The organism is Myxococcus sp. SDU36, assembly GCF_030168875.1.
GTDB lineage: Bacteria > Myxococcota > Myxococcia > Myxococcales > Myxococcaceae > Myxococcus > Myxococcus vastator.
Window position 1 is genome coordinate 8,740,095 of the sequence record NZ_CP077414.1, and the last position, 24,357, is coordinate 8,764,451.

Sequence of the window (24,357 nt, forward strand, 5' to 3'; positions counted from 1 at the left end):
TACGCGCGCACCGAGCCCCGCTACTCGAACGCGGTGAAGGAGAAGGTGGACTGGAAGTCGGCGTCCGCTCCTTTGTCGATAAAGGAAGGGGCGGCTGAGCCACGCAGCACCACATGGAACTTGCTGTCGAGGAATCGCGTGTAGTCATCGGCCGCCATCGCCTTCGAATCGAAGTCGATGAGCAGTGACACAGGCCCACTGCCCGTGGGGTTCTCCACGTGGCCGGCGACGTAGGTGTTGTTGGACTCTTCCATGCGGAAGAGGATGTCCACTCGGCCGCTGAAGACCTCGGCGAGTGAGGCCACGCCCACGCTGCCGGCGCCCAAAGTGAGTGTGAGGCTGGTGAGGTCCACGAGGGAGGGCGACTTGCCGTCCAGTTCTCGGCGCGCGCTATCGACGAAGACCTTGAATGGGTTACCAGACTCGGTCGAAATCCCCTTCTGGGTTGTGACGGTGGCGTTGGCCGTGTCGGACGACTTGGCCTTGAGGTTGATGCCGACCGGCGCCGAGTACGACACCGCATCGCCTCCGCAGCCAATGAGCGCGAGCGCAGCGCACAATACAAACGGGAGAAGACGATTCATTTCTGTGGGCTTTCTTCGGGAGAATGGGGCGCGCTCGGCCTGACGCACCTTGAGGGAAGCTGCGCTACGACACAGGAGACCCGTCCGCATGCTTGTTGGCCACGTCACAGGTTGGCTGGTGTACATTGGCGCACATGGCCTCCGTGCGCCCAGTCGCATGCGCATTGTCGAAGCTGACGACGTGCTACGGGTTCGCCGCATGCAACACGGCGCCCACGAAACCCACCCCGAACAGGCGCTCGACGCCATCATCCGGTGGGGCCAGATTCGGGCGGATGATGCCGGAGGTTCGCCACCGCGCCATGTTGTTTAGTGCGTATTCCGGCGAAGGTGAGCACCCATTCCAGCTCAAGCCGAGCAGCCGTTCCGGGCATGGCGAGCAGTCGGAGCGTCAGCGACGCTGGGACGTTCGTTCACTTCACCTGCTTACGCGCCTTCGTCAAATTCGCGTCCGCCTTGCGGATGGAGTCCCCGGCGAGCCGGAGGCGGTGGGCGTTGTGGACGAGTCGGTCGAGGATGGCGTCGGCCAGCGTCGCGTCGCCAATGACGGCGTGCCAGTCCTTGGGCTCCAGTTGGGACGTCACCACCGTGGAGGACTGGTGGTAGCGGTCCTCCAGGACTTCGAGCAGTTCCTTGCGCTCAGCCGAGCCCAGTGGCTCCAGGCCGAAGTCGTCGAGGATGAGCACCTGGGCCTTGGCCAGCCGCTTGAGCGCGTGCGGGTGCGTGCCGTCCGCGCGGGCCTGGGCCAACTCGTCGAAGAGGCGTGAGGCGCGTGTTGATGGTCACCAGGAAGCGCGGATTTCTGGTCATGAACGGCCAGGCGTTCACGAGCTTTGTGGCCAGAGGCAGCGCAGGGAGCGGCCGAAAAGTTGAGGAGTGGGAGGCGCGCCGGTGGAGTCCAGGGCAGCGCGTGTCCAGAAAGACAGAAGGCCCACCAGCGACACCTGGAGGGCCTTCCTGGGGGCGCGCCCTGGTGTGCGAGAGGGGCGAGCCGGTAAGGGAGGGTTAGCGCACTTTCGGGGCGGGGCGCCAGAAGCCGGCGCGCGCACGGGAAGGTGCGCGTGGAGTCGTTGCGTCTGGTGGTGTGCGGGCGGCCGGAGTGCCGGCGGCTGTTTCAGCTGTGCAGCCGGTGCGACAGGGGGCAGCGCTACTGCGGGCGTCGGTGCGGGAGGGTGGCGCGCGCGGAGTCGGTGCGTGCGGCCGGGCGGCGCTACCAGCGCACCCGAGACGGCCGGCATGCGCATGCGGAGCGCCAGGCCGCGTACCGGGGGCGGCGACAGAAAGTGACGCATCAGTCTCCCCCGCCAGGGGCCCTGGAGGTGACGGTGTCGCCCGCGCCGGCCCAGGCCACCACGCAGGTGGCCGCGGAGCCGAGCGCAGCGAGGCCCCCTGGGTATGCACCACCGTCCCTTCCTGCCTGCACGTCCTGCGGACGCGCCACCCCCTTCCTCCGTCACACCACCCTGGCGCGCACCCGACTGGGCCCGCGCTGGCGGCGCTGCGCCGGGTGAGGAGGTGCGAGGATGATTGGCCTCGAGGTACGCGCCCGGATTCGCCAACTGCACCACGCGGAGGGCTGGCCGGTGGGCACCATCGCCACGCAGTTGGGGCTGCACCACGACACGGTGGAGGCGGCCCTGGAGGACGCGCCAGTAGCCAGCGCCGACAGCAGCACGGCGAAGCCCACGGTGCTGGGCCCCTACACGGCCTTCATTGACGGCACCCTCAAGGCCCACCCGCGGCTGAGGGCCACGCGCCTCTTCCACATGGTAAAGGCCCGTGGCTACCCGGGCGGCTACGAGCAGGTGAAGCGCTACGTGCGGCGGGTGCGTCCGGGGCCTCAAGCCGAGGCGCTCCTGCGCCGCACCACGCTGCCGGGCGAAGAAGCCCAGGTGGACTGGGGCAGCTTCGGCAAGGTGCAGGTGGGGCGGGCCACCCGGACACTCTCCTGCTTCGTCCTGGTGCTGGGCCACTCGCGCGCCATGTACGCGCGCTTCTTCCTGGGCCAAACCATGGAGTGCTTCCTCCAGGGGCACGTCCAGGCGCTTGAAGCGCTGGGCGGCGTGCCGCGCAGCCTCCTCTACGACAACCTGAAGTCCGTCGTGCTGGAGCGGGCCGGAGACGCCATCCGCTTCCACCCACGCGTGCTGGAGGCCGCCGGCCACTACCACTTCGCGCCCAAGCCCTGCGCCCCTACCGCGGCAATGAGAAGGGCAAGGTGGAGCGCACCATCCGCTACCTGCGCGACTCCTTCTTCGCCGCGCGCACCTTCCACGGCCTCGACGACGTCAACCGCCAGCTTCAGCGCTGGGTGGAGGAGGTAGCCCACCAGCGCCGGGTGCCCGGCGACGCCTCGGGCCGCACGGTGGCGCAGGCGTTGGAAGCCGAGCGCCCCCTGCTGCTGCCCTTGCCCGCGCACCCGCTGCCCACCGACGTGCTGCGCCCCGTCTCCTCCGGCAAGACGCCCTACGTGCGCTTCGACGGCAACGACTACTCCATTCCCGACGGCCTGGTGCGCCGGCCCCTCACGCTGGTGGCCTCCCCCACCAGGGTGCGCCTCCTCGACGGCGCCGAGGAAGTCGCCTCGCACGTGCGCAGCTGGGACAAGGGCGCCGTCGTCGAGGACTCAAGCCACCTGGCCGCCCTGGCCAGACGCAAGGCCCACGCCCACGAGTTGCGCGGCAGGGACTTGCTGCTCGCCCGTTGCCCCCGCGCCGAGCAACTCCTCCAGGCCCTCGCAAACCGCGGCGACAACCTCGGAAACCACACCGTGAAGCTGCTGGCGCTGGCCGACAGGTACGGCTCCGCGGAAACCGACACCGCCATCGCCGAGACACTCGCGCGCGGCGCACTCGGCCCCGCCTCCGTCGCCCACATTCTCGACCAGCGCAGCCGGAAAAGGGCGCTCCTCCGCCATTGCCCCACGTGCTGCCGGATGACCCGCGCGTGCGCGAGCAGCGCGTCCCCAGCACTCCTCAACGCCTACGACGTCCTCCTCGGGCGGGACTCGGAGCAAGCGCCATGAGCCCCTTGAAAGAGCGCCTCACCACCCTGGGCCTGCACCACACCAGTGACACCCTCGAGGACTTCATCGCCCTGGCCAGCAAGCGCAGGTGGGGGCCCATGGAGTTGCTGGAGGCCATCGCCGAGGAGGAGACGAAGGACAGGGCCCGTCGCAGCGTCGAGCGGCGGCTGTCGCGCAGCAAGCTGGGCGCCCTCAGGACGATGGCCGACTTCGACTGGGGCTGGCCCAAGCACATTGACAGGACGGCCGTCGAGAGTGCCCTGGCGCTGGACTTCATGGCCCGCCCCGCCAACGTCGTCCTCGTCGCGCCCCAGGGCCTGGGCAAGACGATGATTGCCCAGAACATCGCCTACAACGCGGTGCAGGCTGGCCACTCCGTCCTCTTCACCACCGCCGCCCAGCTGCTGCTCGACCTCGGAAGCCAGGACTCCGCCCGGGCTCTCGACAGGCGCTTGAAGCACTACTGCACCCAGGCGGGGCTGCTCGTCATCGACGAGATTGGCTACCTCTCCTACGACGCCAGGAACGCCGACCTCCTCTTCCAGGTGGTGTCGCGCAGGTATGAGAAGAAGCCGATTGTCCTGACGACCAACCTCCCGTTTTCGGAGTGGACCACCATCTTCCCCAACGCCGCGTGCGCCATCGCCCTCATTGACCGCGTCATCCACCACGCGAGCATCATCAGCATCGAGGGCGACAGCTACCGAAGGCGCATGGCCGAGGAGTCACGCGCGCAGCGCAAGGCCAAGAAGAGCTGAGCGTCCCCGCTACTCACCGCTGCCCACCGGCCTCGCTCTGCGCCCCGCAACCGGGGCGGGAGCGAGGCCGTCTTGCATTGACTCGACTCGGTACCCGCGCCTGCCGATGACCCGAATTCCGCGCTCCGCGATGACCGCATCGATGACCAGATTCCCGCGCTCCGCGATGACCGCCAACAGGCGCGGCGGTACACGACGCTGTAGCCATCGCGGCACGCCTTCTGTCCCAGCGCGCATGCCAGGAAGCTCTTGCCCACGCCGGTGGGCCCGGTGAGCAGCACGTTCTGCTTGTCGGCCACCCACTTCGAGGTGGACAGCTCCAGCACCTGCGGTTTGGTGAGGCCCCGCGCATGGGCGTAGTCGATGTCCTCCAGGCACGCCTGCTGGCGCAGCTTCGCGTGCTGCAGCCGCGAGGTGAGCTTCTTGTTCTCCCGGTACATCCACTCCGCGTCCGCCAACAGGCCCACCAGGTCCGAGGCACCCAGCCCCTTGTCCCCCGGCCGCTCCACCCAGCTGCGCAGGTAGTTGGCCATGCCGTACAGCTTCATCGCGTTGAGCTTCTCCAGCGTCTGTTCCACCAGCATCTCTTGCGCTCCTTGCAGTCTCGTCGTCCGGCCGGCGCGCGCCCGGCTGCCAGGGCGCGCGCCGGCCACCTCCGATGCTGGGAGACTTGAGGCCAGCACCGACGGGGAATGTCCGCGCACGGCCGTCAAGCCGCGCGTGCTGTCAGTGGTAGTAGTGGGCGCCGCGCACGTTCTCGTGCTCGGGCAGCGGGCCCTTGTCGGCCGTCGTCTCGTCAACGTCCTCGAGGCGGTGCTGGAGGATGGCGAGGACGGACTTGTAGCCCACGGCGCGGTGGCGCAGCGCCCGGGCGCACGCCTTCTCCACGCGAGGCTTGCCGTACTTCTTCTCGTCGGCCAGGCGCAGCACGCCCAGCGCGGGCGGAAGCCCTGCTGCGGGTGGGGCCGCTTCGTCATGAGCTCCTCCACCAGCTTCGCGCACGAGGGCCGACGCTCTCGGCCCAGCGGATGAGGCGCGAGGGTGTCCACTCGGCGTGCTGCCGGTGGGAGGCGGGCATGTGCTCGGCCTGCGTGGTGAAGCGCCCCTTCTGCTGGCTGCGCACGTGGCTGGCCACGCGGCGGCCCCGAGGAAGACTTCGACGCACGCTTCGGTGTGACGCACGTCCACCGACTTGCCCACCAGCGTGTACGGCACGCTGTACCAGTGGCCCTCCAGCTCCACGTGGTAGTCGATGTTGACGCGCGCCTTCTTCCAGAAGGCCAGCTCGTACAGCCGCGCCGGCAGGAGCCGCAGCGTGGCGCGTTCCACCTGCTCGAAGAGCTCCCAGCGCGACTTGCCCAGCTTGCGCATGGGCCGCGTGTTGAGCTTCTCCAGCAGCGGCTTCACCGCCTCCTGCACCTGGGCCAGCGACGTGAAGTGCCGGTGGCGCAGCGCCGCCAGAATCCACCTCTCGGCCAGCAGCACGCCCACCTCCACCTTCGCCTTGTCCCTCGGCCTGCGCGGGCGCGCGGGCAGAATCGCGAAGCCGTAGTGCCGCGCCAGGTCCGCGTACGTGGGGTTCAAGTCCGGCTCGTACCGGTGCGCCCGGGTGACGCCCGCCTTGAGGTTGTCGGGCACCACCAACTCGCTGACGCCGCCGAAGTACTCGAAGGCACGCACGTGGCAGCCCACCCACGTGGGCACGTCCTCGCTGAAGACGGGCTCCGCGTACGTCAGGTTGCTGGCCCCAGCACCGCCACGAAGAGTTTCGCCACCCGCACCTCGCCGGTGGCCGCGTCCACCACCTGCACCCCGTCCCCGCTGAAGTCCACGAAGCACTTCTCACCGGCACGGTGCTCCTGGCGCAGGGTGACGCTGGCGGTGGCCAGCCACCGCCCGTACCTCTCGCAGAAGCGGCTGTACTGGTAGCCGCCCGGCACCGCCTCCAGGTACTCCTGCCACAGCAGCAGCTTGGTGACGCCCTTCTTCTTCAGCTCCGCATGCACCCGGGCCCAGTCCGGCTCCGGACGCTCCGCCAACGCCTTTGCGTCGTCGGGGAACAGCAGCGCGGCCAGCGCCGCATCATCGTCCAACTCCGGTGGCAGCGGCCACGGCAGCTTCGCCACCCGCGCCCGCCCCAGGTAGTCGCACACCGTGCCATTGCCGATGCCCAGGCTCGCCGCAATCGACCGCGTCGTCAGCTTCGCCTCGAACCGCAACCGGAACAGCTCTCTCTCAACTTCCGCATGGACAGCCTCTGTGCCGCCATCTCCACCTCCAAATCGGAGGCGCAGTGGCCTGCTGCTGCCCAGCGCCGTCAACGCTTCTGTCGACCGCCCACTCCTCACTACGAGTGGTGCCCGGCTTCACCGGAATGCCTGCTCGGCATCCCCGGAATCGGTGCTCGACATGCCCGGAATGCCTGCTCGGCATCCCCGGAACGGCTGCTCACCTTGCTTCGGAATCGCTGCTCGGCTTGGCCCGGAATCGGTGCTCGGCTTGGCCCGGAACACGCACGTATGCGGAGGTGTTCGCCCTCTTGTCCTCCACGCGGCCTTCGACGACGAGCTGCGCGAGGTGGTGCAGCGGCTGGCCCGTGACAAGCAACTTGGCGAGACGCTGGGCGCCATGGCTGCCGTCCGAGAAGAGCTGAAGCGGCGGGGCCTGGCGCTGGAAGGTTTCCCGGAGCGGGGAGAGCAGGGCCTCGACGTGCTGCGCGGGCTGGGGCGCGCGGGCAGGGACATGCTTCCCAGCACGTTGGTGAGCGGCGAGGCCCGGTACACGGAGCTCATGGCCATGCGTGGGCAACTGCCGCCGCCCTACGAGGCCGCCATCGACGAGGTGGAGAAGGCCCTGATGGAGAGGCACTACTCGCCGGGAAGTGTCTCGGCGGGAGCCTTCGACCACCTCACCTTCGGTGTGCCGGTGGGCTTCTACCACCTGGCGGTGGGCACGGGGCGCGGGGCGTACTCGCTGGCACAGGGCAAGTACGAGCAGGCCACGCGCGAACTGGCGCCGGCCGCACTGGTGGTGACGCTGTACGCCGGGGGTAAGGGCGCTCGTGCCCTGGTGGAGTCGCGCGGAGGGCTGCGGCGGCTCCAAATGCCGGCGCTCGACGTGGACGCCATGAAGGCGCTGATGGCGCGCCTGGAGGAGCAACTCGGCTTCAACGCCGCGCGCGACTTGCTGCGCTACCTCCAGGCGAGCCGCGAGGGGGCCCTGCTGGCCGCCGAGTGGGGGGAGGCGGGACTGCTGGCGCTGTACGAGGCACGCGGAAACCCCGCGAAGGCGCAGGCCGTGCTGATGGAGGGGGCCAGCCGCGAGCCCGCCCAATCCATGGCCACAAGAGGCTCGTCAGGGAAGCGGCCAGTCAACCTGGACCTCTTCGAGCAGTCCGCCGAGGCGTCCGCTGCGGAGGCGCAGGCGGCCAGCCGCGAGTCCTCTGGGGCTGGCGCGGCGAGTCGCGAGGCCGCCCAGCCCGCGGCGACACGGGGCTCGTCAGGGAAGCGGTACGTCAACCTGGACCTCTTCGCGCAGGACGCCAAAGTGGGCGCTGCGGAGGCCGCGAAGGCGAAGCTGTTCCTGGCGGAGCTGGAGTCCTTGGGGCCCCGTCTCCCGAAGGACGTGAAGCTGCTGAAGCAGATGGCCCCGAAGCTGGAGGCGCCGCCGCCGGGAGTCGAGAAGGGGGCGCCGCTCTGGCGGGAGTACGTCGCCTACCGCAAGAGGCGGTTGAAGGAGATTCAGGACGGTGACGCCGTCAAGGGTGTCCTTCCGGCAGACGTGCGTGAAAGGCCCTGGTGCCCCCCGGTACCGTCTTCGGCCCATTGGAGTGGACCGGGAGAGACACGGTGGCGCGACGAAGTATAGCAGCAGCGGGAGAGGTGGAGGCGTTGCGCGGGCGCGTGCAGCAGTGGCGGCTGACGCGTCCCCGGCAGGGACGGATGCCGGAGGCGCTGTGGAGGGCCGCGGTTTCGGCGGCGCAGCGCTACGGGGTGTCCCATGTCGCGCGCGCGTTGGGGGTGGGCCATGCCGCGCTGAAGGCCCGGACGTCGGCGGCGCACCCGCCGAGTCGTCAGTCAGGCGAGGTGGGCAGGCCGGACGGCTTCGTCGAGGTGAGCGCCGCGCAGTGGCTTGCGCCCGGCCCCGCCTCCAACCTCGTCATCGAGTACGTGGCCCGGGAGGGCAGCCGGCTGACGCTCACCGTGCCCGCCTCGTGCCAGGGCTTCGACGTGCTGGCCCTGGTGGCCGCGCTGCGGGGCCCATGATTCAAATTACTCCTCAAATGAGAGTACTGGTGGCCATTGAGCCGGTGGACTTCCGCCAGGGCGTTGATGGCCTGGCGCGGCAGTGCCGGGCGGCCCTCGCGGAAAACCCCTTCAGCGGAACGGTATTCGTCTTCCGCAACCGGCAGCGGACGGCGGTGAAGTTGCTCGTTTATGACGGCCAGGGCTTCTGGCTATGTCACAAGCGCCTCTCCCAGGGGCGTTTTCGCTGGTGGCCCACGGCGAGTGAGGCGGCGGCCCCGCTGCGCGCCCACGAGTTGCAGGTGCTGCTGTGCGCGGGCGACGCTTCGGCCACGCAGGCCGCCCCCGAGTGGCGCAAGGTGGGCACGTAGGCCGCGTCGCTTTCCATGGGGGCGAGTCCGGCCTCCCATGTCCCAGGCAGGCTTGCCCCCCAGAGACGTGTTGTAGCGGGCAATGGGTAAGAAGCAGCGACAGCCAAGGCAGGTGGACTCGGCGGAGTTGGCAGTCATTGTCGAGCGGACGAAGACGGGGGCGCTGGGCGAGGAGGACTTCGTCAAGCTGAAGGCCGCCATGGACACGCTGGCCTTCGTGACGGCGGAGCTGCAGGCGAAGGGGACGAGCCTCGAGCGGCTGCGCAGGCTGCTTTTCGGCGCCCCCACCGAGAAGACGGACGCGGTGCTGCGCAAGGCGGGACAGCCGGCCGGGCGCGCCCAGCACCAGGCGGAAGAGAAGGCCCGTGCCCCGGGACATGGGCGCACCGCGGCGGCGGCCTACACGGGCGCCAGCCGGGAGAAGGTGGCGCACGCCTCGCTGCACGGTGGAGACGCGTGCCAGGGCTGCTTGAAGGGCAAGGTGTACCCGCTGAAGGAGCCGTCCGTGCGGGTGCGGGTGAAGGGCATGGCCCCGCTGGTGGCTACCGTGTGGGAGTGCGCGCGGCTGCGCTGCAACCTGTGCGGGGAGGTGTACACCGCCCAGGCGCCCGAGGGCGTCGGCGAGGAGAAGTACGACGAGACGGCCGTGGCCATGACGGGGCTGCTCAAGTACGGCTGCGGGCTGCCCTTCCACCGCATTGAGAAGCTCCAGGCGGGCCTGGGGATTCCCCTGCCGGCCGCCACCCAATGGGAGCTCGTCGAGGCCGGCGCCAGCAAGCTTCAGCCCGCCTTCGACGAGTTTCTCAACCAGGCGGCCCAGGCTCCGGTGCTCCACAATGACGACACCGTCATGAAGGTGCTGGCGCTGACGCGGGAGCAGGTGCAGGCGGCCGCCGAGGGGGCCCCGCTGAAGCGCACCGGCGTGCACACCTCGGGCCTGCTCGCCGTGGGCCAGCAGCACCCCATTGCCCTCTTCTTCACCGGACGCCAGCACGCCGGAGAGAATCTCGCGGACGTCCTGCGGCAGCGCGCCGCCGCACTCTCGGCGCCCATTCAGATGAGCGACGCGCAGACGGCGAATGTGCCCGGGGAGTTCGCCACGCTGTGGGCCAACTGCCTGACGCATGCGCGGCGGGGCTTCGTCGACGTGGCCACCGACTTCCCGGCTGAATGCACGCACGTGCTGGAGGCCTTCCGGGAGGTGTACCGGGTGGACGCCGTCGCTCGGAAGGAGGGCCTGACGCCCGCGCAGCGGCTGGCGCGACACCAGCAAGAAAGCCGTCCCGTCCTGGACGGCCTCAAGGCGTGGCTGGAGGAACAAGTCACCCAGCGCAAGGTGGAGCCCAACTCCGGGCTGGGCCAGGCCATCACCTACCTGCGCAAGCACTGGGAGAAGCTGACTCTCTTCCTGCGCGAGGAGGGCGCCCCACTGGACAACAACGTGTGTGAACGGGCCCTCAAGAAGGCCATTCTCCACCGCAAGAATGCCCTCTTCTACCAGACGCTGAATGGCGCTCACGTGGGAGACGTCTTCATGAGTCTCATCCACACCGTGGAGTTGTGCGAGGGCAACCCCTTCGACTACCTGGTGGCGCTGCTCCGCCACCCGGAGGCGGTGGCGCAAGCCCCGGGCGAGTGGATGCCCTGGAACTACCAGCAGGCGCTGGCCGCGGCGGATGCGCCGTCCGCGAGCTGATTCACTCAGCCCCCTGCCGCCGAATTCCTGGCCGTCCATGGCCAGAAATCCGCGCTTCCTGGTGACCCTCAGCGCAGGCACCAGCGCTCCACGCCTGCCCCCAGTCTACTGGCCCCCAGCGGCACACTCACGCACGCTCGCCGAAGGGACACCGTCAAGGGCCCCCTGAAGTGGGAGGGCTACGAGGGGATGCGCGCCTACTATGCTCGGGGCATGGCTTTCGAGAGGACGATGATCGCCATCTTGAAGGAGGACGCGGCGTTGCCCCGCGCACAACGGCGCTGGCTCGGCGACTTCGAGCAGCCGCGCATCGAGACCCACGGCGGAGTCTCGAAGGCGGACCTTCGTTATGCGGACGTGCTCGTCATCGAGGAGCGCGCCCCACCGGGCCAGTCACCTCGGGTGGAGACGTTCAGCTTCAAGAGTCGAAACCTCAGCATCCTGAAGAAGGAGGACCTGGAAGTGCAGGTGAATACGGATGCGAGCAATGCGATGAAGTACTACGGTGGGCCGCTGAAAATTGTTCGGGATGGCATGCGACAGCAGGCGGCCGTGAAGCGGGTGCGCCTCGTCTACGAGGGCGGAGAACTTCTGCCCCAAAAGCGGAAGACGTTCGGCGACGCGGTCGAGGCCGCACAGGAGCGAATCAAGGGTGTGGAGGTGCTGTCTCAATGAAGCTGCTGACGCTGCACGACATAAACAAAGTGGATAGTCTGAGCTTCTCCTTTAAGGGGACATTCGACGCGACCGGAGGGGTGGAGCTTGCCTTGACGCCTCTGGTTGATGCTCTTGAGAAATATGCTGACGGTTGGATGCCGACGCTCGTCAAGTCGACCCGGAAGCGTAAGTATTCAAGAGAATCCGTGTGGCGCGCGATAGAGGAACGTCGCGATGAGCATGGCTCGATCATCGGGCTGTACCGTTCAGAGAGCCCCGCAGTGTCACTGGTGCTCAATCTCATTCTTGCACAAGGTCAGTCCACTTTGCGCGCCAGTCTCGATGTGCAGCCGCTCCCATTTTTCAGAGAGGAGTCTAGTCGCAGTCTTGTGGCGGTGGCTCGTGCGTGGGCATCTCAATATCCAGTTGCCTATGCGTCGGCCCATGGCAATGCAGACGAGCAGCTGGCTGACTCCCCCCAATTTTGGCCGTGATGACCGAGAAGCGCGAAGAGACGGGTTCGACAAGGTCTACGAATTGTTTTGGCTGAACATCTTCGGCCCCAAGCTCGTGGAAAGCGTTGGTCGCGAGCGGATGCTCTCGACGCCTGCGCACCTCGTGGAGGAACTCCCCAACGGCTCCATCCTCCTGGTGCTATGGCCGACTGCTGCCGAGTTCGCCAGCGAGGAGGCTCGCGTGGCCCAGGCCCGTGCGCATGTCCACCTGCGGCCGGACCTCGACTTCGACACGGTGTTGCGCACGCTGCGGGAGCGCAGCGCCGCGCTCGTACCCGTCGAGCCGCGCTTCCACCCTGACGTGGCGCCGTTCCTCTCGCTGCTACCGGACGAGTTCGCCATCAGCGTGCGGCAACGGAAGATTGCCGAGCTCAACGCCTTCCGGCCGCCGGTGCCGGAGGAGTGGCTCCCTGTCGCCCATCCCTCGGACGTTGCGAATCCGGAGCGCGTCCTCGAGTCCTACGGCGACTTGTCTGAAGGCCTCGTGGCGGCACTGCACACCAAGGTGCCCTCCATCATGGACGAGACGGCCGAGTCCCTCACGGACCTGGACTTCTACTTCTGGAGGGAGAACTTCCCGGAGCGGTACACGCGCGAACTCATCGACAGTCACACAGCTCCGGCGTTAGGCGCCTACCTGGGGGACGTGCTGGTGCGGCGGTTGGGAGGAACGTGGGTGTTGCGGCAGAAGATGGAAGAGTCCCAGGTGCGCCTTGGAAAGCGCGTCTGGCTGCCCTTCCTCCGCGCGCGCCGGTACATGCAGTCGCGCGAGTCGCTGTTGGAGTACTCGCTCACCCAGTTCTTCAAGGAGGCGGAGCGGTACCGCCCCTGATTGCGGTGGCTGGGCGAGGCAGGGAGCAGAGGCAGGAGTTGGAGGAGCCAGGACGCGCGTCGACAGGCGCGCCTGGCGGCTCCTGCCTCACCCGCCGGTACACGCCGTCCCTCCGGTTGCTGCTGGACTGTTCACCCACCCAGCCCTCCTTCGGGGAAGAACGGTTCCTTCTGAGCGAGCCCTTACCGCGAGGGGAAGGGCCAGGCGACGAGGGGCACCGGTACTGATGTGGGCCGCTCCATGTACAGGGAGTGCGCGAAAGGGCCGACCTCCTTTGTCTCGGAGAGTGCGTTGAACCGGCCTGTCATTTCGAGTTCTGCCCCACTTTGCTCCATCGACTTGTCGATGAACAGTGTCAGGACGCCTGTGTGGACCCAGCCGAACTCGAAAGTAAAGAGTCCCACTACGCATTCGATCCGTCCCCGGCGAGGAGGGGGGCCTCCGGCGATGAGCGCCTCAGCGACGCGGGCGGCGGGGGCTGAGTCCAGATGGCTTTCGCTCAGGCTCCAGGACGCAAGAGGGCGCTCGAAGCGGATGGGGGTGCGCAGGCACAGCACCGCGTGTTGAACCGCAGGCGGGAGGGAGGCGTCTTCACCCAGCAGCCCCGCGGCTCGCGCGAAGCGGCTTGCGCCGGAGGGCTCTGTGGCGACGAGATAGTTCCAGGCTGCGGAGAAGGGGCCGCCTCCGTATTCCACCAGATAGCCGTCGGGAGCTTGGACCCCCACGGCGGCCGTCCCTTCGGGGGCACGGTAGTAGCCGTACTTCTGGAGCGTTTCCAACTGCCAGAGCCCTGGGCCCACTCGGCCAAGGCGGGCAGCCCAGCGGTCGCTCGGAAAGTCCCTGGCTTCAGGCATTCGTGGCCGTGTCCATGCCCAGTGCGTCGTCACCGCCCAATCACCCATGGTGAAGCATCTCAGCACGAGGGCCAAGGGGAAACGAGTGCTTCTGTTCGTCCAACGGCCAGACCTCGATTTCGACACGGTGCTGCGCACGCTGCGGGAGCGCAGCGCCGCGCTCGTCCCCATCGAGCCGCGCTTCCATCCGGACGTGGCGTCGCTCTTGACTCGGCTCGTGGATGAGTCCGGTGTCGCTACTCGGCAGCGGAAGATTGCCGAATTCAACGCCTTCCGGCCGCCGGTGCCGGCGGAGTGGCTCCCTGTCGCTCATCCCTCGGACGTGGTGAATCCGGAGCGCGTCCTCGAGTCCTACGGCGACTGGTCCGAAGGACTCGTGGCGGCACTGCACACCCAGGTGCCCTCCATCATGGACGAGACGGCCGAGTCCCTCACGGACCTCGACTTCTATTTCTGGCGGGAGAACTTCCCGGAGCGGTACACGCGCGAACTCATCGACAGTCACACAGCTCCGGCGCTCGGCGCCTATCTGGGGGACGTGCTGGTGCGGCGGTTGGGAGGGACGTGGGTGCTGCGGCTAAATCTGGAGAGGTCCCAGTTGCGCGTTGGGAGGCGCGTCTGGCTGCCCTTCCTCCGGGCCCGCCGGTGCATGCAGTCCCGCCAGTCGCTATTGGAGTATTCGCTCACCCAGTTCTTCAAGGAGGCTGAGCGGTACCGGCCCTGATTTGGTGCTGGTGCTCCTCGCGCGCCAGGAGATGCTGGCTGGCGCGCCGTCCAAGCCGAGGGGTGGCGCGCTGGGGGCATGGCCATAGGCGCCAGCTGGCCGGCGTCTGCCAGATTGTGCCCACGGCTCCTGGGTATGCGGCTGCTCTCGTTGTGGTGAGCGCTATACCGGCGCCTCGCTCACTGTGACGCACTTTCGAATGTGGCCTTGGCGCACCCATGACGCAGCGACCGAATTTTGGGTAGGCACAGGCTTCGGTGCGGGAGGCGCAGCGTCGGCCTTGGGCCTGCGCCCGCGCGGGAGAATGACGACGGGGATGCTGTGGGGCGCGGCGTCCTTCACCCACGCTGAGTGCAGGCGGCCCGTGGCGCGGGCGTACGCCTCCAGCGCCGCCAGCGCGCTCGCCCCGACCTGGGGGACCGCGTCCACCTGGTCGATGGAGACGAAGTGGCGATCATCCGCTGTGGACGCCACCCCGTCCGGCCCGTTGCGGTATGCGATGAGGTTCTGCGCGGCGTCCGAGTCGAGGGGCACGTCGATGTCCAGCACCGTCGCCGTCGTCGAGCGGCTGTTGAGGAACGCCAGCGCGCCCGTGGACGCCGGAGTCCCCGTCAGCAGGGCCTGCGTGTGCGTCGCCAGCGCCTCGGTGGCTTCTCGCCAGCGGGAGTGCCACAGCCCAACATCACGGGAAGAATGGAAAGCTATAAATGCCGCATCAAATTGAAGGTCAGGCAGGCCGTGTACATCGGCCGTCCGACATAATCTTCAACTGAGACGTCACAGGCCGCGGCTCACGGAGGGCTTCAGACTGGCTTCAGCATTGCGGCACAGATGAATGCCCCAACGGCGCCCACGAAGGTGGTGGCGGCAATCCACCCATTCGCGGGGAGCTGAAGCAGGCTCACCACCGCACCGGCCACCGCGAGCGACAGGAAGGCGAGCCGGGCTCGACGTCTCCCAACCGGGCGAAGGCCGAGCGTCACCGTGAAGAAGAAGGCGGCCGTCCCCGCGAGGAACTGGGCGGGTAGGACCTGATAGGCTGTGTCTCGGATGAAGGTCTCGTAGCGCTCCATGAGGGTGGGCGGCGGCGGAGGTTCCCCCGACAAGGCGTCGAACGAGGCCTTGAAGTGGAGCATGAGCGCGTTCTCGGTCCCCATCATGATGAAGCCGAACTGGACGAGGAAGACCAGGCACAGCGTCACGAGCAGGAGGAGCCAGGGAACCGCGAAGCGCTGGTGTTCCCAGCGCCGCAGCGTCGCGAGTTCCTCGGGCGTCAGCGTGAGCGAGCTCGGGTAGCCCAGGTCCAGGAGCACCCGCATGGCGGCGATGGTCGCGGGCATGGTCGACGTGCCGAGGCCCACCAGTGCCTGAGACTCTAGGAGCCTCCGCACCCACGCGGCGTTGCGCTCGGGCTCGGGCGCCGCGGGCAGTTGGAGCAACAATGTGTTGAGCTCCTCGCCCAGCAGATCCCGCTCGTCCTCCGAGGCCGCCCGGGCCCGGCGAATCAGGGCATCGAGGTGCTCGACCGCGGGCTCCTCGGCCTCTGGCTGAGTCAAGACCACTCGTTGACGCTCCCTCACCGACAGCCTCCCGCGCGCTGGACCGACTGGCGCGGGCGGCATCATAGCACTACTACGTCAGGGGTAGGCCGAAGGGGGAATGGGCGACGGAGGGCTGGGCGGGCAGGACCTCATTGCATCGGCCGCCATCCGCCCCACTCATGAAACAGGTATGGACTCCTTCATGAACGGCGCCGCCGTGCAGCGGCTTGAGAGGTATTTCCAGCAAATCGGCGAGGTTCTCGGTGAGGAGAGCCGACGCGGCTCGTTCGCCCTCTACGCCATGGGCCATTAGGGGGAGGGGGAGCGCAAGAGCGTGGAGCCCATCGCCGCCCGCGCGTGTCCGGACCCCGAGCGGGTGGATGCCATGCACCAGCGACTGCTGCACTTCGCCGTGGACTCGAAGTGGAGCGACCGGGACGTGCGGCGCCAGGCGGCGAGGTACGCGCTGGAGGCGATGACGCGGCGGGAGTCGGTGGAAGCCTGGATTGTGGACGACACGGGCTTCCTCAAGCAGGGCAAGCACTCGGTGGGCGTCCAGAGGCAGTACACCGGCTCGGCGGGGAAGGTTACCAACTGCCAGATTGGCGTCAGCCTCAGCGTGGCCACTCGTACCGAGCACCTGCCCGTCGACTTCGAGCTGTAACTCCCCGAGTGCTGGGCCAACGACGAGGCGCGTCGCCGCGAGGCCCGCATACCTTCCGAGGTTTCCTTCAAAACCAAGCCCCAGCTGGCGCTGCGAATGATTGAGCGGGCCGTGGAGGACGGGGTTGCTCCGGGCGTCCTCCTGGCGGACAGCGCCTACGGCAACTCCAGCGACCTCCGCGCGCGCCTTCGCGCGCTGGGCTTGCACTACGCCGTCGCGGTGTCTGCGCAAACGGGTGTCCGCCTCCTGGATGCGAAGGGCCGTCCCCGAAAGGACGCGCAAAGCGTTTCGGACCTGGCCTGGCACATTCATGAACGAGGCGGCTTCCGGCGGAGCACCTGGCGCCAGGGCACGCAAGACGCCTTGTCGGCACGCTTTGCCCTGCGCCGCGTCGTCGCCGCGGGCGTCCCCCAGCGAGAGCAGGAGCCTCTGGGGTTGCTCATTGAGTGGCGAGACGGAGAGCTCGAGCCTGCCAACTACTTCCTGATATCCCTACCGGAGGGCTGGACGAAGAGGCAGCTCATCCGCCTGGTGATGCAGCGATGGAGAACCGAACGCGTCTACGAAGACCTCAAGGGGGAACTCGGCCTGGACCATTACGAAGGCCGCCGCGGAGATGCGAAAGGCGTCCTCTGTTTCAAATGCGGGCCGCAGCACGGATTCGATAGCGGTGGATGCGCCAACCACCAGGCCGCCCAGATGCGCGAGGAGGAGCTCCTCAAATCTCGCAATCTCAGTCAGTGAGAAGTCTGGCGCCCCCAGCGCCTTTTCTCACTGCAGCCACCGGAACTCCGCCTCGTCGAGATGCTCCTCCAGCACGTCTACCAACAGGATGGTGTCTTCTTCCCCCCTCTGGATTCCGCTACGCGTCGCTGCAACGGCCCAGATGAATGCGCGAAGGCCCTTCGGCCTCGCTTGCAGTCGGCGCGTGAGAGCCATTGCTTCAAATGCGGTAGCAGTGGCGAGCATTAATTGAAAAACGCGCGGACGAGACAAAGCGCGCTAGTCGAGGGGGAGCCGACGGCGACACGACGTCCCTCCTTGCCGGGCTGCCGTATAGGGGCGCTGCGTCCCGTCTGGACGAGGAGTGCGTCCGTTCGGGCGTCCAGCGAGAGTTTTCGTCGGCTTGGAGGAGCACTAAAGGCGCGCCGAACATTCCTGGCCCGGCCCTCTTCTGCGCGGCGGGAAGTTCGTGCAAGCCCCGCGAAGCGTTCTCGAGAAGGTTCAGACGTCCATGTCCATGCCCCATGTTCCCAAGCACGGGCGCCGCCACCGGGCGCATGCCTCGTCCTCGCCACCGCCGTGCTACTCACCGGAGCCGCGCCGGAGAGCGCCCAGGAGTAGGTGCTGCGGTCGGCGGGAAGCGAACCGAGCAGCGTGGCCACGGCGCTGCCGTGCAAGAAGGGCCAGAACGCGCTGCGCGTTCGGTTAGGGGAGCGCGACTACGTGCAACGCGGCGAAGGCTAGGAAGCCTGAATGGAATTGGGGCGGCGGCCAAGAGAGGGCCATCTGGTTCCTCCGGCTCCGGGCCGTGAAGCTCCTAGTGGGACGGAGAGCGCGGCGCCACTGCCCACCGAAAGTTTGGCGTCGTCGGTGAAGTCGCTTGGAGGGCTGGCCGGGAAGGTGGCTTACCAGCGCACGCTTCCCCTTTGGCGCAGCTCCATCACGCCCTTGTGCGGTCCATGCGGTTGACCGCCAGTCAGCGACTTGATTTGTGAAGCACTGTCGTTTATCTAGTGCGCTAGATAGTAGTGAACGAGGGAATGTGGCGTTGGAACCGAAGAGCATTGGCACACAGCTATCCTTCGCGCTCTATGGTGCGGCCAACCGGATGGTGCGTCTGCACAAGCCGTTCCTTGAACCGCTAGGCCTGACGTTCCCCCAGTACCTCGTGATTCTCGCGCTGCTGGATGGTGCGCCCCTTCCCGTTGGTGCACTCGGCGCCCGCCTGGACATGGACACGGGAACGATTACGCCGCTGGTCAAGCGGCTCGATACGGCAGGGCTCGTCACGCGGAAACGAGACCCTGCCGACGAGCGCCGTGTACTGGTGGACCTGACACCCCGTGGTCGAGCCCTCGAAACCAATGTCCGGAGTATTTCAGGGAAGATTAAGTCGGCATGCCAGCTGACCGACCGAGGCCTGGACGACCTGCGTCGCACGCTCGAGGCGCTTGCGCACCCGGCAGATGAGTGAAGACCTCAGGGGACACAAGGAGACTCCAACATGAAAATCGGCATCGTCGGCGTTTGTAGAGCGACAGCAAAATTGACCCCCTCGTGCCACTAAAACTGACCCCCTCTCCGGGCCTGCAAACCAGGGAGGTAGGCAGCAATGGAAGGGACAGCAGTAGTAGCCCTCCGCTCGACAGCGGAGGAGTCGATGGTCGAGCAGGAAGTGGTGCGGCAGGTGCGCGTGCTGGCGGAGGCGGGCTGGGGCGCCAAGCGCATCGCGCGTGAGGTGGGCGTGGCGCGCAACACGGTGCGGCGCTACCTGCGTGCGGGGAGTGCGGCCGACACGCAGGTCCGACCGAAGGCCCGGCGGCTCACCGAGAGCGAGCAGCAGCGCGCGGTGGAACTCTGGGATTCGGCTGCTGAAGGTAACGCCGTTGTCGTCAAGGCGCTGCTGGCGCAGGAGGGAGTGGAGGCCAGCGTGCGCACCGTGCAACGCGCGGTGGAGAAGAGGCGGCGCCAGGTGCACGCAGCTCAGACGGCGACGGTGCGGTTCGAGACGAAGCCAGGGCAGCAGATGCAGGTGGACTTCGGCGAGAAGAAGGTGCGGCTGGGCGGGCAGGTGGTGAAGGTCTTCCTGCTGGTGGCGGTGCTCTCGTTCTCCAGGCGCTTGTTCGTGCGAGCCTTCCTCAACCAGCGCGGGGACGACTGGCGCGAGGGCGTGGCCGCGGCCTTCGTGCACTTCGGGGCGTGCCGCTGGAGGTGCTCTCGGACAACGCCCGGCCCCTGGTGGAAGAGAACAACCGGCAGGCGGGCACCGTGCGCTTCCACCCGGCCTGGGTGCAGTTCTGCCGGGACTGGGACGTGACGCCCAAGGCGTGCGGGCCCTACCGCGCTCGCACCAAGGGCAAGACGGAGTCGGGCGTCAAGTACGTCAAGCGCAACGCGCTGGCGGGCCGGGACTTCGAGGCCTTCGGTGCGATGGAGGCCCACCTGGCGCAGTGGATGGGCGAGGCGGATGAGCGCGTGCACGGCACCACGCACGAGCCGCCCCTGGAGCGCTTCGAGCGCGAGGAGAAGGCCGCCCTGCGCCCGCTGCCCCTGCGAGTGCTGCCGCGCCGTCACCAGCGGCTCAAGCGCAAGGTGGCCAACGACGCGCTCGTGGACGTGGACACAGTGCGCTACAGCGTGCCGCACCGGCTGGTGCGTGAGAATGTCGAGGTGCAGGTGGGGGACGACGAGGTGCGCATCTTCCACGCCGGTGCGCTGGTGGCCACGCACGCTCGCCATCGGCAGCCGCACGCGCGCGTCGTCGACCCGGCGCATTGGGAGGGGCTGTGGCGTCCGCGTGACGAGGAACGCTCCGAGAAGGACTCGTCGCTGACAGGCCTCGGGCGCTCGCTGGAGGACTACGCCGCCGTCGTGGAGCAGGACTCGAAGCGAGGTGCCGCATGAGCCACGACCTGGTCCACGCGCGCGTACGGGAGCACCTGGGCCGGCTGCGCCTGGGCCACCTGGCCGAGCGGCTCGACGCGCTGCTGTCGGAGGCGGCCCGCACCGAGCCCACCTACCTGGACTTCCTCGACGCGCTGCTGCGCGAGGAGATAGGCGCCAAGCAGAAGAAGCGCGTGAGCATGGGAATCACCATCGCCCACTTCCCCGCGGTGAAGACGCTGGAGGACTTCGACTTCAAGGCGCAGCCCTCGGTGGACAGCAAGCTGGTGCGGGAGCTGGCCACCGGACGCTTCATCGCGCAGACCGAGAACGTGCTGCTCTTCGGCCCGCCGGGCGTGGGCAAGACGCACCTGGCGATTGGACTGGGACGGGCGGCAGTGGAGGCCGGGCACTCGGTCCTCTTCACCAGCGCGACGGCGCTGCTGGCGGCGCTGGCCAAGGCCGAGAGCGAAGGGGCCCTCAAGGACAAGCTCAACTACTTCGCCAAGCCCAAGCTGCTCATCATCGACGAGCTGGGCTACCTGCCCTTCGAGAAGAGGAGCGCGCACCTCTTCTTCCAACTGGTGGCGCGACGCTACGAGAAGGGCAGCCTGCTGATTACCACCAACCAGTTGGTGGGCCAGTGGGGCGGCGTCTTCGGCGACGACGTGCTGGCCGCCGCCATCCTCGACCGACTGCTGCACCACAGCCACACGGTGCTCATCCAGGGCGACAGCTACCGGCTACGCCAGAAGCGCAAGGCGGGGCTGCTGGGCCGCAGCGCGCCGCCTGGCAACGACGGCTGAGTCGAGCACGAGCGCAGTGCCTCGGACGTGGCCTGCGCGCGCCCTCGCTTGAGAAGCAGCGAGGGCGCGCTCCGGCGGACGCACGCAGGGAAACGACGTAGCATCACGGCGCAGTCCAACTGGGCCCGGGGAGGGGGGCAGTTTTAGTGACGTAAGGGGGTCAAAAGTTCCTGTCGCCTGACAGCGTTGGCCACATTGGGAAGACCCTGGCGCGCAAACTGGGTGCGGCTGGGCATGACGTGAAGGTGGCCAACTCGCGCGGCCCGGAGACGATAGAAGCCGATGTGCTGGCCTCCGGCGCGCGCGCGGTCACCGTCGCGGAAGCGGTAGCCGACGTGGACGCCGTCATCCTCTCAATCCCCCTAAACCGTATCCCCGGGCTCGCGCCGCTCATCACCGGCGTTCCCGCCAGGACGGTGGTCATCGACACGTCGAACTACTATCCCTTCCGTGACGGCAAGATTGCCGCCATCGAGGCCGGACAGGTCGAAAGCCTGTGGGTGGCCGAAATGCTGGGCCGGCCGGTCGTCAAGGCGTGGAACTCGATTGGCTCTGCGTCTTTCGCAACAAAGGGAATGGCGCCGGGGAGCCCAGGGCGCATTGCTCTCCCTGTGGCGGCGGACCGGGATACGGAGCGCAAGGTGGGCATGTCGCTTGTCGAGGACACCGGATTCGACGCATTCGACGCGGGCACGCTAGCGGAGTCGTGGCGGCAGCAGCCTGGCGCACCGTGCTATTGCACGGACCTCACCCGCGAGCAAATGCCGGCGGCGCTGGCGGCAGCCGATGCGGCGCGCTTGCCCAAGCGGCGCGACCTTGCGGTGGCGGCTATCACGGAACGGGTCGGGGATGGCACCACGAATCCCGATGGGGAGTATGGGGTCCGCCTCAATCGCGCATTGTTCATGTAGCATTTCGCGGGAGGCGAGTTCATGGGACGGCTGGCACGGTGTCGACGTCCACCATGGCGTCGTGGGTGACGCTTTATCGCTGGGGCCGTGCAGCGGCTCGTGACAGTAGTACCGCTGGTCGTTCTCACGTGACGGCGAGCGTCGTGGTTCGGCAGAGGCCGTGGAATGGAGGGAAGCCCACGCCCGCTTCCGCCAGTTGCCTGTCCGAAGCGAGGGCGCGGAACTCGCCGACGTCGTCACGAGTGCCAGCGGCGGAGCGGAGCACCTCGGCCAGGCGTCGCCCATGCTACCGGAGCGAGTTGGAGTGCTTCACGAGGAGGCACCCAGCCTCCGGAGGATAGGACTGCTGAAACGCGCGGGCCGCGGCGAACGGCATCGAGACGTCTTCGCCGCTCGGGCTGCTTGCGGGGGCCTGTACGTGCTCGCCGACGACGATGGCTTTGGATGGTCGATGGTCTGGAGGCTGCGGTCGGCGTCGTGGACGGCCTCGGGTGTCGTCACCGCGCGGCCTCCGCATCGACCGCTCCCGCGGAACAGCCGAAGCCGTGATGCCCTCGAGGGCCTTGCTTAGTTGATCTCGAACTCAATCGGATAGTGGTCGCTCACCAACCTCATAAACTCCAAGGTCAGATTGAACTTGGTGTCCACATACGCGGTGCGACCCTTCGCGGCATTCGCGCGCAGTTTATCTCCTGCCACCACGGCTCGGTCGTACGCGCAATCCGACTTACCGACGGTGGAGTTGTTGTCGTCCCCGATGAGCCAAGTGAACCGAGCGTCTGAACGCAGGGGATTCGTCCCCCAGTATTTCTTGGCAAAGTAGCTACAGCCTGCTTTCCAGTCCCCCATGAGAATGCCGTTCTTGATGTTCCAGCGCTTTGCGGCGTCGTCGTAGACCTTGACCAGGGAGCCGATTTCTGCGACCGCCGCCGAAGGCTCCGCGTGGAGTGGAACGACGAAAAAATTCTTCACGGTCGCCTGGGTGGTGCTGAACCTGACGACGAACGGTTCGCGCGCGAAGAGGTCGTCGGCGTCGGCATAGTGGTAGCTGTCGACCACCTTGAGCGCGCTCTTCTTGTAGAAGTAGGCGTATTGCTCCCTCGCGCTCGTCCGACCCAGACGATTACTCACGAGGATGCCGTACGCGTTGCCCGTCGCAGCGTTGACTTGGTTCAGGAGGCTCATCGCTGTGGCGTCGGTCGTGTCTTTTATCTCCTGCACGAGGATGAGGTCGTACTGCTTGATGGTGTCTATGATGACCTTCACGACGTCTGGATTTTTTATCTTGTTCGAGCCGAGGATTTGGATGTTCCAGCTCGCCACTTTCAGGGCCGCCGACGCGTCCCGGGCCCATGTCATCGCGCCGAGAATGAGCAATGTTGCGACGAAGTTGTGTGAAAAGGTCTTCAGGCTAGGCATGGTGTTTTGTCCTTTCGTCGCTCCTGACGCAGGAGCGCTCTGGCCGGAAGCATACACCCGCGTCGCGAATTCCTGGCGAGACAATGACGAACAAAGGGGCCTCGCTGCTCGCTCGAGGAACTCGTGCGCGACGTGGACGTAGATGCGTGGAGGCCTGTCATCGATGCGGTAGCCGACGACGGATGTGCCTGTGGCTTTGGTGCACCTTCGCCGTGGGCCTTTCGGAAAAGTTGTCGTGCGCGTGTCAGAGTAACGAGGAGAGAATGCAGCGGCTTCGTTTGCAGCAATGCGACGCGTTGGGCCGTCCAATGTGCTCACATAGCGGCGAGCGTTGTCGTATGAGCCTGCCCCGATTCCGTGGACACCCGAGATGTGGTGGAAAGGGTGTCCAATGTCGGTGAGTGACGCGAAGCAGAAGAAGAGCCGGAGGCAGCGCCGGGAGTTCACGGAATCGGAGCAGGCTCACAATTGGCTTGCCCTCACGACGTTCTTCATTCGAGACGTGGGGAACGGAGGGTTGGACCAGGCGCTGTACAACTTCAGCCCGTCTGACGTGAACTTCGTGGTGAAAAGCTTCGACGCGCTTGGCGCGGCCGAGCACGCTGCGACGGTGAGGGCCGGCATGCTTGTTCTCTTCGGCGCCACCCCCCCGGAGACGCAGAACGAGCGTCGTCGGATACTCGATGCGCGCCCGCGGGCATGGCTCAACGAGCACATCGACCCTCTGAGCGAGCGCCTCGTTGGCGAGGAGCGACTGGAGGACTGCTTCCTGCGGTACATCGACGCGCACCCGTCTGAGCTCTTCCGCGACTGAGTGGCTGGCCCGTCGTGGAGAGTCGCGTGCGCATGACGGTGGTGGGCGCCAGTGCCGTCTGTGGGAGGCCTTCGCCAGGAGGCTTCTGGAGCTGGCTTGACCCGAGGTCGCGAATCGTCGCTCCTTCAGTCGGCGCTGACGGCGTCACTGCAGGAGAAGGGCGAGCGTGGCCATTCCGCCATCGTGCATTGGCGGCGGTGCTGCGCAGTCGTTCTCGGCAGAGGGTGAGCGGAAGATGCCTGGCAGCCGTTGCACGAGTGGGGCGAGGGGGCTCCTCCTCGGATAGCAATGGCCCTTGGATGGGTCCAGGTACAGGACCGGGGCCGGCCTTGGGCT

General features: G+C 67.3%; 16 protein-coding genes and 9 pseudogenes. 16 read left to right on the forward strand and 9 right to left on the reverse strand.

Annotated features, from left to right (window positions below):
• Nucleotides 1-20: 20 nt before the first annotated feature.
• Both KGD87_RS35585 and KGD87_RS35590 read right to left on the reverse strand, forming a co-directional pair.
• Nucleotides 21-584 carry a hypothetical protein gene (locus KGD87_RS35585; RefSeq protein ID WP_284665357.1) on the reverse strand — a complete coding sequence of 188 codons (564 nt, stop codon included), beginning with the start codon at nucleotides 582-584 and terminating at the stop codon, nucleotides 21-23.
• Between the two features lie 413 nt (nucleotides 585-997).
• A pseudogene (locus tag KGD87_RS35590) lies at nucleotides 998-1,348 on the reverse strand (ATP-binding protein); the annotation flags it as partial.
• 759 nt (nucleotides 1,349-2,107) lie between these two features.
• Here KGD87_RS35590 and istA (KGD87_RS35595) point away from each other — a divergent pair.
• From istA (KGD87_RS35595) to istB (KGD87_RS35605), 3 genes are read left to right on the forward strand one after another with little or no spacing between them, the layout of a single operon-like run.
• Nucleotides 2,108-2,908: an IS21 family transposase gene (gene istA / locus KGD87_RS35595; RefSeq protein WP_284665358.1), complete on the forward strand. Its 801-nt coding sequence runs from the start codon at nucleotides 2,108-2,110 to the stop codon at nucleotides 2,906-2,908.
• Nucleotides 2,803-3,609, forward strand: coding sequence for a Mu transposase domain-containing protein (locus KGD87_RS35600; protein WP_284665359.1), 807 nt, complete (start codon nucleotides 2,803-2,805; stop codon nucleotides 3,607-3,609). Before istA (KGD87_RS35595) ends, KGD87_RS35600 begins: the two co-directional genes overlap by 106 nt.
• Nucleotides 3,606-4,367 (forward strand): IS21-like element helper ATPase IstB, encoded by a 762-nt coding sequence (istB, locus tag KGD87_RS35605; RefSeq protein WP_284665360.1) that lies wholly within the window; start codon nucleotides 3,606-3,608, stop codon nucleotides 4,365-4,367. Before KGD87_RS35600 ends, istB (KGD87_RS35605) begins: the two co-directional genes overlap by 4 nt.
• Here the strand turns inward: istB (KGD87_RS35605) and KGD87_RS35610 are convergent.
• Together KGD87_RS35610 and istA (KGD87_RS35615) are read right to left on the reverse strand one after the other, a co-directional pair.
• Entirely contained in the window at nucleotides 4,310-4,951 is a 642-nt protein-coding gene (locus KGD87_RS35610; protein ID WP_284665361.1) for an ATP-binding protein, read from the reverse strand. The genes istB (KGD87_RS35605) and KGD87_RS35610 overlap by 58 nt on opposite strands.
• Nucleotides 4,952-5,093: 142 nt before the next feature.
• Nucleotides 5,094-6,636: pseudogene (gene istA / locus KGD87_RS35615) on the reverse strand (IS21 family transposase).
• A gap of 249 nt (nucleotides 6,637-6,885) precedes the next feature.
• On the opposite strand from istA (KGD87_RS35615), the pseudogene KGD87_RS35620 reads away from it, so the two are divergent.
• From KGD87_RS35620 to KGD87_RS35645, 6 genes and pseudogenes are all read left to right on the forward strand, one after another.
• Nucleotides 6,886-8,138, forward strand: a pseudogene (locus KGD87_RS35620) (hypothetical protein); the annotation flags it as partial.
• Between the two features lie 77 nt (nucleotides 8,139-8,215).
• The gene (locus KGD87_RS35625; protein ID WP_284665362.1) at nucleotides 8,216-8,632 is read left to right on the forward strand and encodes a hypothetical protein; all 417 of its coding nucleotides are present in this window, start codon (nucleotides 8,216-8,218) and stop codon (nucleotides 8,630-8,632) included.
• Between the two features lie 29 nt (nucleotides 8,633-8,661).
• A complete protein-coding gene (tnpB, locus tag KGD87_RS35630; RefSeq protein ID WP_284665363.1) occupies nucleotides 8,662-8,982 on the forward strand; it encodes an IS66 family insertion sequence element accessory protein TnpB in 321 nt (106 codons plus the stop codon).
• An 82-nt stretch (nucleotides 8,983-9,064) separates the two neighbouring features.
• Nucleotides 9,065-10,678: an IS66 family transposase gene (tnpC, locus tag KGD87_RS35635; RefSeq protein WP_284665364.1), complete on the forward strand. Its 1,614-nt coding sequence runs from the start codon at nucleotides 9,065-9,067 to the stop codon at nucleotides 10,676-10,678.
• A 147-nt stretch (nucleotides 10,679-10,825) separates the two neighbouring features.
• A pseudogene (locus KGD87_RS35640) lies at nucleotides 10,826-11,353 on the forward strand (hypothetical protein); the annotation flags it as partial.
• A pseudogene (locus KGD87_RS35645) lies at nucleotides 11,350-12,682 on the forward strand (hypothetical protein). The pseudogenes KGD87_RS35640 and KGD87_RS35645, both read left to right, overlap by 4 nt.
• Nucleotides 12,683-12,864: 182 nt before the next feature.
• Here the strand turns inward: KGD87_RS35645 and KGD87_RS35650 are convergent.
• On the reverse strand, nucleotides 12,865-13,461 hold the full coding sequence (locus tag KGD87_RS35650) for a hypothetical protein (RefSeq protein WP_284665365.1): 597 nt from the start codon (nucleotides 13,459-13,461) through the stop codon (nucleotides 12,865-12,867).
• A 178-nt stretch (nucleotides 13,462-13,639) separates the two neighbouring features.
• Here KGD87_RS35650 and KGD87_RS35655 point away from each other — a divergent pair.
• Nucleotides 13,640-14,260, forward strand: a pseudogene (locus tag KGD87_RS35655) (hypothetical protein); the annotation flags it as partial.
• A gap of 162 nt (nucleotides 14,261-14,422) precedes the next feature.
• Here the strand turns inward: KGD87_RS35655 and KGD87_RS35660 are convergent.
• Together KGD87_RS35660 and KGD87_RS35665 are read right to left on the reverse strand one after the other, a co-directional pair.
• Entirely contained in the window at nucleotides 14,423-14,809 is a 387-nt protein-coding gene (locus KGD87_RS35660) for a hypothetical protein (RefSeq protein WP_284665367.1), read from the reverse strand.
• 254 nt (nucleotides 14,810-15,063) lie between these two features.
• On the reverse strand, nucleotides 15,064-15,816 hold the full coding sequence (locus KGD87_RS35665) for a hypothetical protein (RefSeq protein WP_284665368.1): 753 nt from the start codon (nucleotides 15,814-15,816) through the stop codon (nucleotides 15,064-15,066).
• Between the two features lie 187 nt (nucleotides 15,817-16,003).
• On the opposite strand from KGD87_RS35665, the pseudogene KGD87_RS37120 reads away from it, so the two are divergent.
• From KGD87_RS37120 to KGD87_RS35700, 5 genes and pseudogenes are all read left to right on the forward strand, one after another.
• Nucleotides 16,004-17,077: pseudogene (locus tag KGD87_RS37120) on the forward strand (IS701 family transposase); the annotation flags it as partial.
• A gap of 1,153 nt (nucleotides 17,078-18,230) precedes the next feature.
• Nucleotides 18,231-18,662, forward strand: a complete 432-nt coding sequence (locus tag KGD87_RS35685; RefSeq protein WP_284665370.1) for a MarR family winged helix-turn-helix transcriptional regulator — start codon at nucleotides 18,231-18,233, stop codon at nucleotides 18,660-18,662.
• Between the two features lie 186 nt (nucleotides 18,663-18,848).
• Nucleotides 18,849-20,092: pseudogene (gene istA, locus KGD87_RS35690) on the forward strand (IS21 family transposase).
• Nucleotides 20,089-20,877 (forward strand): IS21-like element helper ATPase IstB, encoded by a 789-nt coding sequence (gene istB, locus KGD87_RS35695; RefSeq protein ID WP_284665371.1) that lies wholly within the window; start codon nucleotides 20,089-20,091, stop codon nucleotides 20,875-20,877. The pseudogene istA (KGD87_RS35690) and the gene istB (KGD87_RS35695) overlap by 4 nt, the downstream one beginning before the upstream one ends.
• Before the next feature lie 194 nt (nucleotides 20,878-21,071).
• Nucleotides 21,072-21,788 (forward strand): NADPH-dependent F420 reductase, encoded by a 717-nt coding sequence (locus KGD87_RS35700; RefSeq protein ID WP_350102636.1) that lies wholly within the window; start codon nucleotides 21,072-21,074, stop codon nucleotides 21,786-21,788.
• A gap of 124 nt (nucleotides 21,789-21,912) precedes the next feature.
• On the opposite strand, the pseudogene KGD87_RS37010 reads toward KGD87_RS35700, so the two are convergent.
• Nucleotides 21,913-22,065: pseudogene (locus KGD87_RS37010) on the reverse strand (head morphogenesis protein); the annotation flags it as partial.
• Between the two features lie 290 nt (nucleotides 22,066-22,355).
• Nucleotides 22,356-23,207 carry an exonuclease/endonuclease/phosphatase family protein gene (locus KGD87_RS35705; protein ID WP_284665372.1) on the reverse strand — a complete coding sequence of 284 codons (852 nt, stop codon included), beginning with the start codon at nucleotides 23,205-23,207 and terminating at the stop codon, nucleotides 22,356-22,358.
• A 391-nt stretch (nucleotides 23,208-23,598) separates the two neighbouring features.
• Here KGD87_RS35705 and KGD87_RS35710 point away from each other — a divergent pair, with 391 nt between their 5' ends.
• Nucleotides 23,599-24,021, forward strand: coding sequence for a DMP19 family protein (locus tag KGD87_RS35710; RefSeq protein ID WP_284665373.1), 423 nt, complete (start codon nucleotides 23,599-23,601; stop codon nucleotides 24,019-24,021).
• Nucleotides 24,022-24,357 lie beyond the last annotated feature (336 nt).